Genomic DNA, 15,587 nt, shown 5'->3' on the forward strand with positions numbered 1-15,587 from the left:
TAATGAGATCGCTAAAACGTTTTATCAATACGTTATCTTTATACTACCAGTAAAAGCCTGAGAATGTGATTTAGCGCGCACTAAAGTTTGATAAAACGTTTTATCTTCTCGCCCCATCGCGGTCGTTAAATCTCTTTCTACCATTTAAGGAGTCGTTTTATGACGACGAAAGCAGCACAAAAAATATCGCTGTGGGAGTTTTTCCAGCAACTGGGCAAAACCTTTATGCTGCCCGTGGCGCTTCTCTCTTTTTGCGGGATCATGCTGGGGATCGGCAGCTCGTTAAGCAGCCATGACGTCATTACTCTAATCCCTTTCCTCGGAAATCCGGTACTTCAGGCTATCTTCATCTGGATGAGCAAGGTCGGCTCTTTTGCCTTTAGCTTCCTGCCGGTAATGTTCTGTATCGCCATTCCTCTGGGTCTGGCGCGCGAAAACAAAGGCGTGGCGGCGTTTGCGGGCTTCGTTGGCTATGCGGTCATGAACCTTGCGGTTAACTTCTGGCTGACCGCCAAAGGGATCCTGCCCACGACCGACGCGGCGGTACTGAAAGCCAATAACATTCAGAGCGTGATTGGAATTCAGTCCATCGATACCGGGATCCTTGGAGCCGTGATCGCGGGAGTGATCATCTGGATGCTGCACGAGCGCTTTCATAACATCCGCCTGCCCGATGCGCTGGCCTTCTTCGGCGGCACCCGCTTTGTGCCAATCATTACGCTGGTTGTGATGGGTCTGTTTGGTCTGATCATCCCTCTGATATGGCCGGTTTTTGCCATGGGGATCACCGGTATTGGCCGCATTATCAACGGCGCGGGTGATTTCGGCCCGATGATTTTCGGTACGGGTGAACGTCTGCTGCTGCCATTTGGTTTACAGCACATCCTGGTTGCCCTGATCCGTTTTACTGAAGCAGGCGGCACTATGGACGTTTGCGGTCATTCCGTTAGCGGCGCGCTGACCATCTTCCAGGCCCAGCTGAGCTGCCCGACCACGCACGGCTTCTCTGAAAGTGCGACGCGTTTCCTCTCTCAGGGGAAAATGCCTGCCTTCCTCGGCGGCCTGCCGGGCGCTGCGCTGGCGATGTACCACTGCGCCCGCCCGGAAAATCGTCATAAAATTAAAGGCCTGCTGATCTCCGGCGTTATTGCCTGCGTGGTGGGCGGTACGACAGAACCTATCGAGTTCCTGTTCCTGTTCGTGGCACCGGTGTTATACCTCATCCACGCCGTACTGACAGGCCTGGGCTTCACCGTGATGGCTGTGCTCGGTGTAACCATCGGTAACACTGACGGTAACGTGATTGACTTCGTGGTATTCGGTATCCTGCACGGCCTGTCCACCAAGTGGTACCTGGTGCCGGTTGTGGCCGCCATCTGGTTCGCGGTTTACTACGGGATCTTCCGCTTCGCCATCACCCGCTTTAACCTGAAAACGCCTGGCCGCGATACCGATACGGCCACCAGCGTTGAACAGGCAGTGGCCGGTACCGTTGGGAAATCCGGATATAACACGCCGGCTATTCTGGCGGCGCTGGGCGGTGCGGATAACATTACCTCTCTGGATAACTGCATCACCCGCCTGCGTTTGTCGGTGGCGGACATGTCCAAAGTGGATACCAACGCACTTAAAGCTAACCGGGCTATCGGCGTGGTACAGTTAAATCAACACAATTTGCAGGTCGTCATTGGCCCGCAGGTACAGTCAGTGAAGGATGAGCTGGCAACCCTGATGCGAACCGTCGAAGCCTGATGCCTCGCCCCCCTCGTCATGAGGGGGTTTTACTTTACGGAGCACCGTCATGTTTGATTTTTCTACCGTCGTGGATCGACACGGCACCTGGTGTACCCAGTGGGATTATGTCGCTGACCGTTTTGGGGCTGCCGACCTGCTGCCCTTTACCATCTCTGATATGGATTTCGCCACCGCTCCCTGTATTACCGATGCGCTGCACCAGCGCATCAACCACGGCGTGTTTGGCTACAGCCGCTGGAAAAATGACGAATTTCTGGCTGCCGTGGCGCACTGGTTCCGGCAACGCTTTAACAGTCAGATTGATACCGAAACCGTAGTGTATGGGCCGTCGGTCATTTATATGGTCTCGGAGCTGATCCGCATATGGTCCGCGCCTGGCGACGGCGTGGTGGTTCATACCCCGGCTTACGATGCCTTTTATAAAGCCATTGAAGGCAACCAGCGTACCGTTGTTTCCGTGCCGATGCAGAAAACGGCGCGTGGCTGGGACGGCAATATGGCCGCGCTGGAAGCGGCGCTGGCAAAACCGGAAAACACGGTTCTGCTGCTGTGTAGCCCGCAAAATCCAACCGGCAAAGTCTGGACGCGGGAAGAGCTGGCCACTATTGCAACGCTTTGCAGCCGTCATGATGTGGCGGTAATCAGCGACGAAATTCATATGGACATGGTATGGGGCACGCATCGCCATACCCCGTGGAATGAGGTTGCACGCGGTAAATGGGCGCTGCTGACCTCGGGTTCCAAAAGCTTCAATATTCCGGCACTGACGGGCGCCTGGGGGCTTATCGCCGATGACGACAGCCGTAACGCCTATCTGAATGCATTAAAAGGGCGGGACGGACTCTCTTCCCCTTCCGTGCTGGCGCTGACCGCGCACATTGCTGCTTACCGGCAGGGCGAACCCTGGCTGGACGCGCTGCGGACCTATCTCGAAGAAAACCTGCGCTACATTGCTGACGAACTGAATGCTGCATTTCCGACACTCAACTGGCAACCGCCAGAGGCCACCTATCTGGCCTGGATTGATCTCAGCCCACTCGGTATTGATGACAATACGCTGCAAAACGTGCTGATTGAACAGCAAAAAGTGGCCATCATGCCGGGATATACTTATGGGGATGAAGGAAAAGGCTATGTGCGACTGAACGCTGGTTGTCCGCGTAGTAAGCTTGAACAGGGCGTTCAGCGCCTTATCGCTGGCATCAACAGTCTGCTGTAAATAATTTGCGCAACGGAATATTCCCTTGCGCAAATAGCTTTTTCCCCCGTTTTGTTTTTATAATATGGCGCACTTTAACCAGCAAAGAGTGCGACCATGATTGATACACGCCTGCCTTTAACTGATATTCACCGCCACCTCGACGGGAACATTCGTGCCCAAACTATTCTCGATCTTGGTCGCCAGTTCAATTTAACGCTTCCTGCCGAAACGCTTGAAACCCTGATCCCCCATGTCCAGGTGACGTCGAACGAGCCGGATCTGGTAAGTTTTCTGAGCAAGCTTGACTGGGGCGTGAAAATGCTGGCCTCGCTCGATGCCTGTCGCCGTGTCGCCTTTGAAAACATCGAAGATGCCGCTCGCAACGGCCTGCACTATGTCGAACTGCGTTTCTCTCCGGGTTATATGGCGATGACCCACAGTCTCCCCGTAGCGGGCGTGGTTGAAGCGGTCATTGAGGGCGTGCGTGAAGGTTGCAAAACCTTTGACGTTCAGGCGCGTTTGATCGGCATTATGAGCCGTACCTTCGGTGAAGCGGCCTGTCTTCAGGAGCTGGAAGCGTTACTGGCGCATCGCGACCAGATCACCGCCATCGACCTGGCCGGTGATGAGTTGGGCTTCCCGGGCAGCCTGTTCCTGTCACATTTCAACCGCGCACGTGATGCAGGATGGCATATTACCGTTCATGCTGGCGAAGCCGCGGGGCCGGAAAGCATCTGGCAGGCCATTCGTGAACTGGGTGCGGAACGTATTGGTCACGGTGTGAAAGCCATTGAAGATCGCGCGCTGATGGATTTCCTCGCCGAACAACGTATTGGAATCGAATCCTGCCTGACCTCCAATATTCAGACCAGTACAGTGGCGTCGCTGGCGCAACACCCGCTGAAAACCTTCCTTGAACACGGGGTGCTGGCTTCACTGAACACGGACGATCCGGCGGTTCAGGGCGTGGATATTATTCACGAATACAACATCGCCGCGCCGCAGGCCGGGCTGAGCCGCGAGCAGATCCGTCAGGCGCAAATCAACGGGCTGGAGATCGCCTTCCTGACGCCTGAAGAGAAACAGGCGCTGCGCGATAAAGTTGCTCAGTAGTCCTCTTTACTGCCGGGTGGCGCTGCGCTTACCCGGCCTACGAAAGCGTTTGGCACTTATGCCAGACAGAGCGTTGCGCGATGTTTGGCAGATTCGATCCCCAGCTCGATGAGCTCCATAATCTGGATTGCCTGGCTCGCCGGAACCGGATTTTCACCTGAACCGTTCAGCGCGTCACGAATTGCGGCGTAATACGCCGGATAGTTCCCAGGCTGGGTCAACACCGTCTCTTCAACCAGTACCTCACCCTCCGCACGCGTCACCACCCCGTCCCGCATGTCGTAGCCCCAGTCCTCCTGCGGTAAGCGTTCGCCATTTTTGAGGCGCTCTTCCTGCGGATCCAGGCCGAACTTCACATAGCTGCCGCGCGCCCCGTGAAGGATATAACGGGCCGATTCCGCCGCCGCAAGCATTGTCCCGTGCAGCACAATGCGCCGCTGCGGATAACTCAAAACGGCGTGGAAATAGTCGGTGGTCTGCGCCCCCGGCCTGAGCTGCGCTAAATCGACCGTCATGCTTACGGGCAGACCAAACAGATGAACGGCCTGATCGAGAAGATGCGGCGCTAAGTCATACCAGATGCCGCTGCCCGGTCCCGCCTGCTCGCGCCAGCGATCTCGCACCTGCGGACGATAACGATCGAAGTGAGACTCAAAAAAAGCAATTTCGCCGAGCGTGCCTTCGTTTATCAGCGCTTTGATCGTCAGGAAATCACTATCCCAGCGCCGGTTGTGAAAGACCGACAATAACCGACCCAGGCTTCGCGCCAGCGCATCCAGCTCGCGCGCCTGTGACAACGTCACGGTAAAAGGCTTATCGACAACGACATGTTTGCCAGCCTCCAGCGCCGCTTTCGCCAGGGGGAAATGGGTGTCGTTAGGGGTGGGAATGACAATAAGGTCAATATTAGGATCGTTAAACAGATGCTTAGGCTCCGTTACCACCGGCACGGCTGGCCAGTCGGCATGGACTTTGGTTTCATCGCTGCTTGTGATAGCCGCCAGTTCCATTCCCGGCGTGCCGGCAACCAGCGGCGCATGAAAGGTTTTGCTTGCGTACCCGTAGCCAATAAGACCGACGCGGATGTTTTCACTCATCGTATGCCCCCTCGCTGTGCGCTTATTTATCACTGGCCTTGTGCTTAACGCACAGATTAATAATGTGCCCTGTGAGTTAAAATAGCATCTCGCGACAGCTTTTTTTGTTACCTCGCATTAAAGTGTGTATATGGGGCCCGGGAATCGTTCCCAAAGCGCTTGCTCTGTCGAAAAGGCCGCTGTAACATTTGTAATCTGTATTTATGGATAAATTACAAACACAAAATATGTCATCAATAATTAATCGAATCATTGAATTAGCGGGATGGATTGTCCTTGGCGTTTCAGTCGTGTTGCTCGGCATTGCCAGCCATATCGATAACTACCAGCCGCCGGAGCCTGTTACTGTTGCTCAACAAAAGTAAGCCGCATCGTCATAAAGCGTGACACATTACGTCATGGAACGTATTGCCAGCCGTAATGAACGGGGTTACCCTTCTCTTCCAGGCATCTGCTGATGCCTGATTCTTCGCAAAGAAAACTCCTAATTTCGTCGCGTTACCCGAGTGGACAGTTTACGTCTTTATTAATCCGTTTATTATTCGAACGCATTACCTTTATGGGTATTACCCTTTTATATGGAAACTTATTAATATGACAGTTCAGGACTATTTATTAAAATTTCGCAAGATCAATTCCCTTGAAAGCCTGGAAAAACTGTTTGACCATCTGAACTACACGCTGTCGGATAATCAGGACATCATCAATATGTACCGCGCTGCTGACCATCGTCGCGCCGAACTCGTCTCTGGCGGTCGTCTGTTCAACGTGGGGGAAGTACCTAAATCTGTCTGGCGTTACGTTGTATAAGAAAGTAGCCTTCGGCGTGAAATGTTATATACTCTCCGCCCTGCAAATTTCTGTATAACATTTCGCGCAGACTATGGGAGAGCGTATGACCGCATTGCCTGGAGAGAGAATTGGGGGCTGGTTAATCGCCCCGCTGGCATGGCTGCTGGTGGCTTTATTAAGCGCTTCGCTGGCGCTGTTGCTTTACACCACTGCACTGGTTACTCCTCATGCTATCCAGACACTGATGTCTCAGAGCGCGCTCAATATTGCGACGTGGTTTGTGTCGTTCGTTTTCGCAATCGCGATGTGGTACTACACGCTTTGGCTGACCATCGCCTTCTTCAAACGCCGCAAAAGCGTGCCGAAACATTACATTATCTGGCTGCTGGTCTCCGTGCTGCTTGCCGTCAAAGCGTTCGCTTTTTCGCCTGTGTCTGATGCGCTGGCGGTTCGCCAGTTACTGTTTCCGCTACTGGCGACGGCACTTCTGGTCCCTTATTTCAAGCGTTCGACGCGCGTTAAGAAGACCTTCGTTAACCCGTAATAACCTTACAGTTAACCTGTTGTGGCCTGTTGTCGTTTATCCGATAATAGGCGGCTCTTTTATTTCAGGCTAAATAATGACCGATTACTTACTGCTCTTTGTCGGAACTGTGCTGGTTAATAACTTCGTACTGGTGAAGTTCCTTGGCCTGTGCCCGTTTATGGGGGTCTCCAAAAAGCTGGAGACGGCAATGGGCATGGGGCTGGCCACCACCTTCGTGATGACGATGGCCTCCATTTGCGCATGGCTGATTGATACCTGGATCCTGATCCCGCTGGACATGCTCTACCTGCGCACCTTGTCCTTTATTCTGGTCATTGCGGTGGTGGTGCAATTTACCGAAATGGTAGTGCGTAAAACCAGCCCTGCCCTGTATCGCCTGTTGGGTATTTTTCTGCCCCTCATCACCACCAACTGTGCTGTGCTGGGCGTGGCGCTGCTCAACATCAACCTTGGGCATAATTTCATGCAGTCGGCGCTGTACGGTTTTTCCGCGGCGGTCGGTTTCTCTTTTGTTATGGTCCTGTTCGCGTCGATTCGCGAGCGTCTGGCAGCGGCGGATATTCCCGCGCCGTTTCGCGGTAACGCCATCGCTCTGGTGACCGCAGGTTTAATGTCTCTGGCCTTTATGGGCTTTAGTGGTCTGGTGAAGTTGTAATGAGTGCTATCTGGATTGCCATCGCGTCCATCAGCGTACTGGGACTCGTCTTTGGCATCATTCTGGGTTATGCCTCCCGCCGGTTTGCGGTAGAGGACGATCCGGTGGTTGAAAAAATTGATGAGCTTTTGCCGCAGAGCCAGTGTGGGCAGTGCGGCTACCCTGGCTGCCGTCCTTACGCTGAGGCGGTGGGCGTGCAGGGAGAAAAGATCAACCGCTGCGCGCCGGGTGGCGAAGCGGTCATGCTTAAAATAGCTGCCCTGCTGAATGTCGATCCGCAGCCTGTCGACGGCGATGAACAGGCGCAGGAGCCCGTTCGTGCCCTTGCTGTTATCGACGAAGCCAACTGCATCGGCTGCACCAAATGTATTCAGGCGTGCCCTGTCGACGCCATTGTAGGCGCAACCCGCGCCATGCACACCGTTGTGGCGGACCTGTGCACCGGCTGTAACCTCTGCGTAGCCCCCTGCCCGACGCAGTGTATAGAACTCCGCCCGGTTGAAACGACGACCGAAAGCTGGAAATGGGATCTTCAGACCATTCCGGTTCGCAATATTCCTGTGGAACAACATGCTTAAGTTATTTTCTGCTTTCAGAAAAGAGAAGATCTGGGACTTCGACGGCGGTATCCATCCCCCGGAAATGAAAACCCAGTCAAACGGTACGCCGCTGCGTCAAATTCCGCTGGCGACCCGCTACGTGATGCCATTGAAACAGCACATCGGCGCGGAAGGCGAGCTGTGCGTGAAAGAAGGCGATACCGTCCTTCGCGGCCAGCCGCTGACCTTTGGTCGTGGACGTATGTTGCCGATACATGCCCCGACTTCGGGCAAGGTGGTGGCTGTTGCCCCCCATACCGTTGCCCATCCCTCGGCGTTGTCTGAGCTGAGCGTCATCATTGAAGCCGACGGGGAAGATCTCTGGATCGATCGTGACGGCTGGAGCGACTACCGTTCCCGCAGCCGTGAAGCGCTGATTGAACGCATTCATCAGTTTGGCGTAGCAGGTCTTGGAGGCGCTGGCTTCCCGACCGGCGCCAAACTTCACGGCGGCGGCGATAAAATCGAAACGCTGATTATTAACGCCGCCGAGTGCGAACCGTACATCACCGCCGATGATCGTCTGATGCAGGACTGTGCCGCGCAGGTGGTGGAAGGTATTCGCATTCTTGCGCATATCCTGCAACCCCGCGAAGTGCTGATCGGTATTGAAGACAATAAACCGCAGGCCATTTCGATGCTGCGTGCGGTACTAGCGGACAGCCATGATATCGCCCTGCGCGTGATCCCGACCAAATACCCGTCCGGCGGGGCGAAGCAGCTGACGCAGATCCTGACCGGAAAACAGGTCACCCACGGGGGCCGTTCGTCCGACATCGGCGTGCTGATGCAAAACGTGGGTACTGCCTACGCGGTAAAACGTGCGGTGATTGACGGCGAGCCATTGACCGAACGCGTCGTCACGCTGACCGGCGAGTCCGTCTCCCGTCCCGGCAACGTCTGGGCGCGTCTGGGTACGCCGGTGCATCATCTGCTGGAACAGGCTGGCTTCTGCCCGGGGAGCGAGCAGATGGTCATTATGGGCGGCCCGCTGATGGGCTTTACCCTGCCGTGGCTGGATGTGCCAGTGGTGAAGATTACCAACTGCCTGCTCGCCCCTTCCCCAACGGAGATGGGCGAAACGCAGAAAGAGAAAGGTTGTATACGCTGTAGCGCCTGCGCGGATGCGTGTCCGGCAGACTTGCTGCCGCAGCAGTTGTACTGGTACAGCAAAGGCCAGCTGCACGATAAAGCCCAGGCGCATAACCTGGCTGACTGTATTGAATGCGGTGCCTGTGCCTGGGTCTGCCCAAGCAATATTCCGCTGGTGCAGTACTTCCGTCAGGAGAAAGCCGAAATCTACGCTATCTCCATGGAAGAAAAACGTGCCGCTGAGGCGAAGGCCCGCTTTGAAGCGCGCCAGGCGCGACTGGAGCGCGAGAAACAAGCCCGTCAGGAACGCCATAAGCAGGCTGCCGTGCAGCCTGCGGCGAAAGATCAGGATGCGATTAACGCTGCCCTCGCCCGTGTGCGGGAGAAGAACGCGACTGCCGCTCAGCCGGTAGCGATCGTGGCTGGCCAAAAGCCGGACAATAGCGAAGCGATTGCCGCCCGCGAAGCGCGTAAAGCCGAAGCGCGCGCACGTCAGGCGGAGAAGGCGCAAAACGCCAAACCGGAAACCGACACAGACCCGCGTAAAGCGGCGGTGGAAGCGGCTATCGCCAGGGCAAAAGCCCGTAAAGCCGGTCAGCAGACAGTGGTGGTTGAACAGGAAGCGACCGATCCGCGCAAGGCGGCCGTTGAAGCCGCTATCGCCCGCGCCAAAGCACGTAAAGCGGCACAGCTTCAGCCTGCCGAAGAGAGTGAAGCGCCTGTCGACCCACGTAAAGCCGCCGTTGAAGCGGCCATCGCCCGTGCCAAAGCACGAAAAGCGGCACAGCAGGACGAACGGCCTGCGGCCGCCAACGACGATCCACGCAAAGCCGCAGTCGCCGCCGCGATTGCGCGTGTTCAGGCAAAGAAAGCCGCGCAGCAAGCCGTTAACGAGGATTAAATGGTTTTCAGAATTGCAAGTTCCCCTTATACCCATAACCAGCGCCAGACATCGCGTATTATGATGCTGGTGTGCCTGGCCGCGTTGCCAGGTATTGCCGTACAGTGTTGGTTTTTCGGCTGGGGTACGCTTTTCCAGTTAGTTCTGGGTTGCGCCAGTGCCGTCGCAGCGGAAGCAGCGATCCTGAAGCTGCGCAAAATGGAGGTGACTCGCATCCTGAGCGATAACTCCGCCCTGTTGACCGGCCTGTTGCTTGCCATCAGCATTCCCCCGTTCGCCCCGTGGTGGATGGTAGTATTGGGAACGGTATTTGCGGTGATCATCGCCAAGCAGCTGTACGGTGGGCTGGGCCATAACCCGTTTAACCCGGCAATGATTGGTTACGTGGTGCTACTGATCTCCTTCCCGGTACAGATGACCAGCTGGCTGCCGCCGCATGAGATCGCCGCCACGGTGCCCGGCTTTATGGATGCCCTGAACGTTATCTTTACTGGCCACACCGCGATGGGCGCGGATATGAACGCGCTTCGCATGGGCGTGGATGGCATCAGCCAGGCCACCCCGCTCGATACCTTCAAAACCTCCATGCGTGCCGGCCACAGCGTCGAGCAGGTGATGAAATCGTCTATTTACAGCGGCGTACTGGCGGGTGCGGGCTGGCAGTGGGTCAATCTGGCCTACCTGTTGGGCGGTGCCTTCCTGCTGCAACAAAAAGCGATCCGCTGGCATATTCCGGTGAGCTTCCTGGTGACGCTGGCCGTCTGTTCAACGCTCGGCTGGGTCATCTCACCTGAGTCACTGGCCAGCCCGCAGCTCCATCTGCTCTCCGGCGCGACCATGCTCGGGGCATTCTTTATTCTGACCGATCCGGTCACCGCCTCTACCACCAACCGAGGTCGTCTGATTTTCGGCGCGCTGGCGGGCTTGCTGGTCTGGCTTATTCGCAGCTTTGGTGGCTATCCGGACGGCGTGGCATTTGCCGTACTGCTGGCTAACATCACCGTTCCGCTCATCGACTACTACACGCGTCCACGCGTGTACGGTCATCGCTAAGGGTTACGCCATGCTAAAGACTATGCAAAAACACGGCGTCACGCTGGCTATCTTCGCCGCCGCCCTCACCGGGCTGACCGCGCTGGTAAATGAACTGACGAAAAGCACCATTGAAGAGCAGGCAATGAAGCAGCAAAAGGCGTTGTTCGATCAGGTGATCCCATCAGACTTCTATGATAATAACCTGCAAAAAAGCTGCTTTGTCGTGCAGGCCCCGCAGCTCGGTAAAGGAAGCCACCGCGTTTATATTGCCCGTAAGGGCGAGAACCCGGTGGGTGCCATCATGGAAGCCACCGCGCCGGACGGTTACTCTGGCGCAATTCAGCTGCTGGTAGGCAGCGATTTTTCCGGCACCGTGCTGGGTACGCGCGTGACGGAACATCACGAAACGCCGGGCCTTGGCGACAAAATTGAAACACGCCTGAGCGACTGGATTTTACACTTTGCCGGTAAGATGATTCATGGCGAGGACGATCCTGCTTTCGCGGTGAAAAAAGATGGCGGTGAGTTTGACCAGTTCACGGGCGCCACGATTACGCCCCGCGCGGTCGTCAACGCCGTCAAACGCGCCGGTCTGTATGCCGAAACGCTGCCCGCGCAGATCAATCATCTTTCCGCCTGTGAGGAGTGACCATGAGCCAGGTTAAAGAGGTTATCGTCCAGGGACTCTGGAAGAACAACTCGGCATTGGTACAGCTGTTGGGATTGTGCCCGCTGCTGGCGGTGACGTCTACCGCCACCAACGCGCTCGGGCTGGGGCTGGCGACCACGCTGGTGCTGACCCTGACCAACTTCTCCATTTCTGTTTTGCGCCGCTGGACGCCATCGGAAATCCGTATTCCGATTTATGTCATGATCATTGCATCGGTGGTCAGCGTCGTGCAAATGCTGATTAACGCCTACGCATTTGGCCTGTACCAGTCGCTCGGGATCTTCATTCCGCTTATCGTGACTAACTGTATTGTCGTGGGACGCGCTGAAGCCTTCGCGGTGAAAAACAACCCGGCAATTTCCGCGCTGGATGGGTTTTCCATCGGCATGGGCGCGACTGCCGCCATGTTCGTCCTCGGCTCTCTGCGTGAAATTCTGGGCAACGGTACGCTCTTCGACGGTGCGGACGCGCTGCTTGGCGGCTGGGCGAAATCGCTGCGTATCGAGGTGTTCCATACGGACACCCCATTCCTGCTGGCCATGCTACCGCCAGGCGCATTCATTGGCCTTGGAATGATGCTGGCGTTAAAATACCTGATTGATGAAAAACGTAAACGCCGCGCCGCTGAACGCAGCGTACAGGAAGGGATCCCCGAGAAAGCAGTATGAATAAAGAGAAACGCATTGCGATCCTGACGCGCCTGCGCGATGAGAATCCTCATCCAACGACAGAGCTGAATTTTAACTCGCCGTTTGAACTGTTGATCGCGGTGCTGCTCTCTGCGCAGGCCACTGACGTGAGCGTCAACAAAGCCACGGCCCTGCTCTACCCTGTCGCCAATACGCCGCAGGCTATGCTGGAGCTGGGGGTTGAAGGGGTAAAATCCTATATCAAGACCATCGGCCTGTTTAACAGTAAGGCCGAAAACGTCATTAAGACCTGCCGGATCCTGCTTGAGCAGCACGGCGGTGAAGTCCCGGAAGATCGCGCAGCGCTGGAAGCGTTGCCAGGCGTCGGGCGTAAAACGGCAAATGTCGTGCTCAACACGGCGTTTGGCTGGCCGACGATCGCCGTGGACACTCACATCTTCCGCGTTTCTAATCGCACCCGGTTCGCGCCGGGTAAAAACGTGGAAGAGGTGGAAGAAAAGCTATTAAAAGTGGTCCCTGCGGAATTTAAGGTGGATTGCCATCACTGGCTAATCCTTCACGGGCGCTATACCTGTATTGCACGTAAGCCACGCTGCGGCTCCTGCATTATCGAAGATCTCTGTGAATACAAAGAAAAAGTCTATCCCTGAAGGTACATCCACTTGTTACTGTTCAAGCCCTTAGATTAAACAAGGGCTCTGATATCTTCTCCCTTGGCCGTAATTTTCCCTCTCATTGTCCATAAAGTGTTGTCGATTCTGCGGATATTTAACACTCAAACAGGTTAATAGTTTTTTCATCACCAAAAATTTCTATACATCTGTGATCGCGATCACTCTGATAACTTGATGTTGGATTTTTGTTGTTAAAACCCTCTCCACGCCTTTGCCAGACAAGATCTCATCCATTACTCACCGCATATAAGACCAGTCATTTTTCAGAATATGGGCTATATCACTGCCTTTCACCCAAAATAGCAGAACATATCGCCATACAGCCATTCATCAGGGTCATTTACAGTGAAAAAAACCACCAATTCTCAACGGATGAAATTTAACGCTGCATAACATTTGCGTGAACCGATGATTATACCGCCACAGTTATATGTAACAGATTATTACAAACGTATTGCCAGATGGGGCTGGATAGTGAACATTACCCGCCGTTTCCCCTCCCAATATAACTATAAAGCGGATGGACTACGGTCATCACGCTATGAACACCCCCGTTAATATGGGATGTAAAAAAAGAGGTATATGTGTCTACTGCAAACAATAAACCAACAGATGAGAGCGTAAGTCTTAACGCTTTCAAACAGCCTAAAGCGTTCTATCTCATTTTCTCTATCGAATTATGGGAGCGTTTTGGCTACTACGGCCTGCAAGGGATTATGGCCGTTTACCTGGTTAAGCAACTGGGTATGTCCGAAGCCGATTCCATCACGCTGTTCTCGTCCTTCAGCGCTCTGGTCTATGGCCTGGTCGCCATCGGCGGCTGGTTAGGCGATAAAGTTCTCGGTACGAAACGTGTCATTATGCTGGGCGCCGTGGTTCTGGCGATTGGCTATGGTCTGGTTGCATGGTCCGGGCACGATGCGGGCGTGGTATACATGGGCATGGCTACCATCGCGGTAGGTAACGGCCTCTTTAAGGCTAACCCGTCCTCCCTGCTTTCTACCTGCTACAACAAAGATGATCCGCGTCTGGACGGTGCATTTACCATGTACTACATGTCCATCAACATCGGTTCATTCTTCTCTATGCTGGCAACCCCATGGCTGGCTGCGAAATTCGGCTGGAGCGTAGCGTTTGCGCTGAGCTTCGTGGGTATGCTGATCACCGTTGTGAACTTCCTGTTCTGTCGCAGCTGGGTTAAAGATTATGGTTCTAAACCAGACTTCGAACCCGTGCATATGGGCAAACTGCTGGCAACCATCGTCGGCATTGTGATCCTGGCCGCTGTCGCGACCTGGCTGCTGCACAACCAGGGTATTGCACGTGCCGTACTGGCCGTGGTTGCGCTGGGTATCGTGATTATTTTCGCTAAAGAAGCCTTCGCGATGCAGGGTGCGGCACGTCGTAAGATGATTGTGGCGTTCATCCTGATGCTGGAAGCGATTATCTTCTTCGTCCTGTACAGCCAGATGCCAACGTCCCTGAACTTCTTCGCAATCCGCAACGTTGAGCACTCCATCCTGGGTATCGCGTTCGAGCCGGAGCAGTACCAGGCACTGAACCCGTTCTGGATCATGATTGGTAGCCCGATTCTGGCTGCTATCTATAACAAGATGGGCGACCGTCTGCCGATGCCGCACAAGTTCGCTATCGGTATGGTGCTGTGCTCTGGCGCATTCCTGGTGCTGCCGCTGGGGACGAAATTCGCGACCGACGCGGGTATCGTGTCTGTTAACTGGCTGATCCTGAGCTATGCGCTGCAATCCATCGGTGAACTGATGATCTCCGGTCTGGGCCTGGCGATGGTTGCACAGCTGGTCCCTCAGCGTCTGATGGGCTTCATCATGGGTAGCTGGTTCCTGACGACCGCTGGCGCAGCCATCATTGCAGGTAAGATTGCGAACCTGATGGCGGTACCGGACAACGTTACCGACCCGCTGGTCTCCCTGAACGTCTACGGTACCGTGTTCATGCAAATTGGTATCGCGACAGCCGTAATTGCCGTGCTGATGCTGCTCACTGCACCAAAACTCAATCGTATGACGCAGGACGACGACAAATCCGCTAAAGCGACCAACACCGCGAACGCGTAATGTCATCGGGAAACGACTGAACAGAAGCCGCTAATTGATTAGCGGCTTTTTTTTTATCTGAACGCGCACTAACATAGCGGGAACCTCAGCAAAAAGGAGTTACCGATGAAACTGTTCTATAAACCGGGCGCCTGCTCTCTTGCTTCGCATATCACCCTTCGCGAGAGCGGTAAGGATTTCACGCTGGACGGCGTTGACCTGATGAAAAAGCGCCTGGAAAACGGGGATGACTTTTTTGCGATTAACCCAAAAGGGCAGGTTCCGGCCCTGCTGCTGGATGACGGTACGCTGCTGACCGAAGGCGTGGCGATTATGCAGTACCTGGCCGACAACGTGCCTGATCGTCAGCTGCTGACACCAACAGGCAGTATCTCTCGCTATAAAACCCTTGAGTGGCTTAACTACATCGCGACCGAGCTGCACAAAGGCTTTACGCCGCTGTTCCGCCCGGATACTCCGGAAGAGTACAAACCGACCGTACGTGCGTTACTTGAGAAAAAGATGCAGTACATTAATGACTCACTGAAAGACGATCAGTGGATCTGCGGTGCGCGTTTCACCATTGCTGATGCGTATCTGTTTACCGTTCTGCGCTGGGCGCGCGCGGTGAAGCTGAACCTGGAAGGATTAGATCATATTGCGTCGTATATGGAACGCGTAGCGGCACGCCCTGCGGTTGCAGCGGCGCTGAAGGCAGAAGGGTTGAATTAATC

General features: G+C 54.9%; 16 protein-coding genes. 15 read left to right on the plus strand and 1 reads right to left on the minus strand.

Features of this window, described 5'->3' with window-relative positions:
• The first annotated feature begins 159 nt into the window (after positions 1-159).
• From malX to add, 3 genes are all read left to right on the plus strand, one after another.
• Complete coding sequence (gene malX / locus C3451_RS01490) at positions 160-1,752, plus strand: maltose/glucose-specific PTS transporter subunit IIBC (RefSeq protein WP_023299967.1); 1,593 nt, start codon at positions 160-162, stop codon at positions 1,750-1,752.
• Between the two features lie 49 nt (positions 1,753-1,801).
• The gene (locus tag C3451_RS01495) at positions 1,802-2,974 is read left to right on the plus strand and encodes a MalY/PatB family protein (protein ID WP_045622832.1); all 1,173 of its coding nucleotides are present in this window, start codon (positions 1,802-1,804) and stop codon (positions 2,972-2,974) included.
• A gap of 96 nt (positions 2,975-3,070) precedes the next feature.
• A complete protein-coding gene (add, locus tag C3451_RS01500) occupies positions 3,071-4,069 on the plus strand; it encodes an adenosine deaminase (RefSeq protein WP_022647922.1) in 999 nt (332 codons plus the stop codon).
• A 56-nt stretch (positions 4,070-4,125) separates the two neighbouring features.
• Here the strand turns inward: add and C3451_RS01505 are convergent, their stop codons facing one another.
• Complete coding sequence (locus C3451_RS01505; protein ID WP_023306015.1) at positions 4,126-5,166, minus strand: oxidoreductase; 1,041 nt, start codon at positions 5,164-5,166, stop codon at positions 4,126-4,128.
• A 239-nt stretch (positions 5,167-5,405) separates the two neighbouring features.
• Here C3451_RS01505 and blr point away from each other — a divergent pair, with 239 nt between their 5' ends.
• From blr to gstA, 12 genes are all read left to right on the plus strand, one after another.
• Complete coding sequence (gene blr, locus C3451_RS01510) at positions 5,406-5,531, plus strand: division septum protein Blr (RefSeq protein WP_151884424.1); 126 nt, start codon at positions 5,406-5,408, stop codon at positions 5,529-5,531.
• A gap of 229 nt (positions 5,532-5,760) precedes the next feature.
• Positions 5,761-5,976 (plus strand): transcription modulator YdgT, encoded by a 216-nt coding sequence (gene ydgT / locus C3451_RS01515; protein WP_000217941.1) that lies wholly within the window; start codon positions 5,761-5,763, stop codon positions 5,974-5,976.
• Between the two features lie 85 nt (positions 5,977-6,061).
• Positions 6,062-6,502: a DUF2569 domain-containing protein gene (locus C3451_RS01520; RefSeq protein ID WP_015570663.1), complete on the plus strand. Its 441-nt coding sequence runs from the start codon at positions 6,062-6,064 to the stop codon at positions 6,500-6,502.
• 76 nt (positions 6,503-6,578) lie between these two features.
• A complete protein-coding gene (gene rsxA / locus C3451_RS01525) occupies positions 6,579-7,160 on the plus strand; it encodes an electron transport complex subunit RsxA (protein WP_022647920.1) in 582 nt (193 codons plus the stop codon).
• A complete protein-coding gene (gene rsxB / locus C3451_RS01530) occupies positions 7,160-7,738 on the plus strand; it encodes an electron transport complex subunit RsxB (protein ID WP_015570664.1) in 579 nt (192 codons plus the stop codon). Before rsxA ends, rsxB begins: the two co-directional genes overlap by 1 nt.
• The gene (rsxC, locus tag C3451_RS01535; RefSeq protein ID WP_063139236.1) at positions 7,731-9,752 is read left to right on the plus strand and encodes an electron transport complex subunit RsxC; all 2,022 of its coding nucleotides are present in this window, start codon (positions 7,731-7,733) and stop codon (positions 9,750-9,752) included. The genes rsxB and rsxC overlap by 8 nt, the downstream gene beginning before the upstream one ends.
• Positions 9,753-10,805, plus strand: a complete 1,053-nt coding sequence (gene rsxD / locus C3451_RS01540; protein WP_045308482.1) for an electron transport complex subunit RsxD — start codon at positions 9,753-9,755, stop codon at positions 10,803-10,805. It begins immediately after the preceding gene.
• 10 nt (positions 10,806-10,815) lie between these two features.
• Positions 10,816-11,436, plus strand: a complete 621-nt coding sequence (gene rsxG, locus C3451_RS01545) for an electron transport complex subunit RsxG (RefSeq protein WP_022647917.1) — start codon at positions 10,816-10,818, stop codon at positions 11,434-11,436.
• 2 nt (positions 11,437-11,438) lie between these two features.
• On the plus strand, positions 11,439-12,125 hold the full coding sequence (locus C3451_RS01550) for an electron transport complex subunit E (RefSeq protein ID WP_003857592.1): 687 nt from the start codon (positions 11,439-11,441) through the stop codon (positions 12,123-12,125).
• Positions 12,122-12,757 (plus strand): endonuclease III, encoded by a 636-nt coding sequence (gene nth, locus C3451_RS01555; RefSeq protein WP_015570668.1) that lies wholly within the window; start codon positions 12,122-12,124, stop codon positions 12,755-12,757. The genes C3451_RS01550 and nth overlap by 4 nt, the downstream gene beginning before the upstream one ends.
• 608 nt (positions 12,758-13,365) lie before the next feature.
• Entirely contained in the window at positions 13,366-14,874 is a 1,509-nt protein-coding gene (gene dtpA / locus C3451_RS01560; RefSeq protein WP_023299961.1) for a dipeptide/tripeptide permease DtpA, read from the plus strand.
• Positions 14,875-14,979: 105 nt separating this feature from the next.
• Positions 14,980-15,585 (plus strand): glutathione transferase GstA, encoded by a 606-nt coding sequence (gene gstA / locus C3451_RS01565; RefSeq protein WP_045622827.1) that lies wholly within the window; start codon positions 14,980-14,982, stop codon positions 15,583-15,585.
• The last annotated feature ends 2 nt before the right edge of the window (positions 15,586-15,587 follow it).

The sequence above is a fragment of the Enterobacter sp. 301B genome (assembly GCF_003850715.1).
Classification (GTDB): domain Bacteria; phylum Pseudomonadota; class Gammaproteobacteria; order Enterobacterales; family Enterobacteriaceae; genus Enterobacter; species Enterobacter intestinihominis.

Bases quoted from the DNA above. Each gene is read 5' to 3' on its own strand.
- malX (WP_023299967.1), top strand. From the start codon at position 160: ATGACGACGAAAGCAGCACAAAAAATATCGCTGTGGGAGTTTTTCCAG.
- rsxC (WP_063139236.1), top strand. From the start codon at position 7,731: ATGCTTAAGTTATTTTCTGCTTTCAGAAAAGAGAAGATCTGGGACTTC.
- add (WP_022647922.1), top strand. From the start codon at position 3,071: ATGATTGATACACGCCTGCCTTTAACTGATATTCACCGCCACCTCGAC.
- rsxA (WP_022647920.1), top strand. From the start codon at position 6,579: ATGACCGATTACTTACTGCTCTTTGTCGGAACTGTGCTGGTTAATAAC.
- rsxB (WP_015570664.1), top strand. From the start codon at position 7,160: ATGAGTGCTATCTGGATTGCCATCGCGTCCATCAGCGTACTGGGACTC.
- C3451_RS01550 (WP_003857592.1), top strand. From the start codon at position 11,439: ATGAGCCAGGTTAAAGAGGTTATCGTCCAGGGACTCTGGAAGAACAAC.
- gstA (WP_045622827.1), top strand. From the start codon at position 14,980: ATGAAACTGTTCTATAAACCGGGCGCCTGCTCTCTTGCTTCGCATATC.
- rsxD (WP_045308482.1), top strand. From the start codon at position 9,753: ATGGTTTTCAGAATTGCAAGTTCCCCTTATACCCATAACCAGCGCCAG.
- nth (WP_015570668.1), top strand. From the start codon at position 12,122: ATGAATAAAGAGAAACGCATTGCGATCCTGACGCGCCTGCGCGATGAG.
- C3451_RS01495 (WP_045622832.1), top strand. From the start codon at position 1,802: ATGTTTGATTTTTCTACCGTCGTGGATCGACACGGCACCTGGTGTACC.
- rsxG (WP_022647917.1), top strand. From the start codon at position 10,816: ATGCTAAAGACTATGCAAAAACACGGCGTCACGCTGGCTATCTTCGCC.
- C3451_RS01505 (WP_023306015.1), bottom strand. From the start codon at position 5,166: ATGAGTGAAAACATCCGCGTCGGTCTTATTGGCTACGGGTACGCAAGC.
- C3451_RS01520 (WP_015570663.1), top strand. From the start codon at position 6,062: ATGACCGCATTGCCTGGAGAGAGAATTGGGGGCTGGTTAATCGCCCCG.
- ydgT (WP_000217941.1), top strand. From the start codon at position 5,761: ATGACAGTTCAGGACTATTTATTAAAATTTCGCAAGATCAATTCCCTT.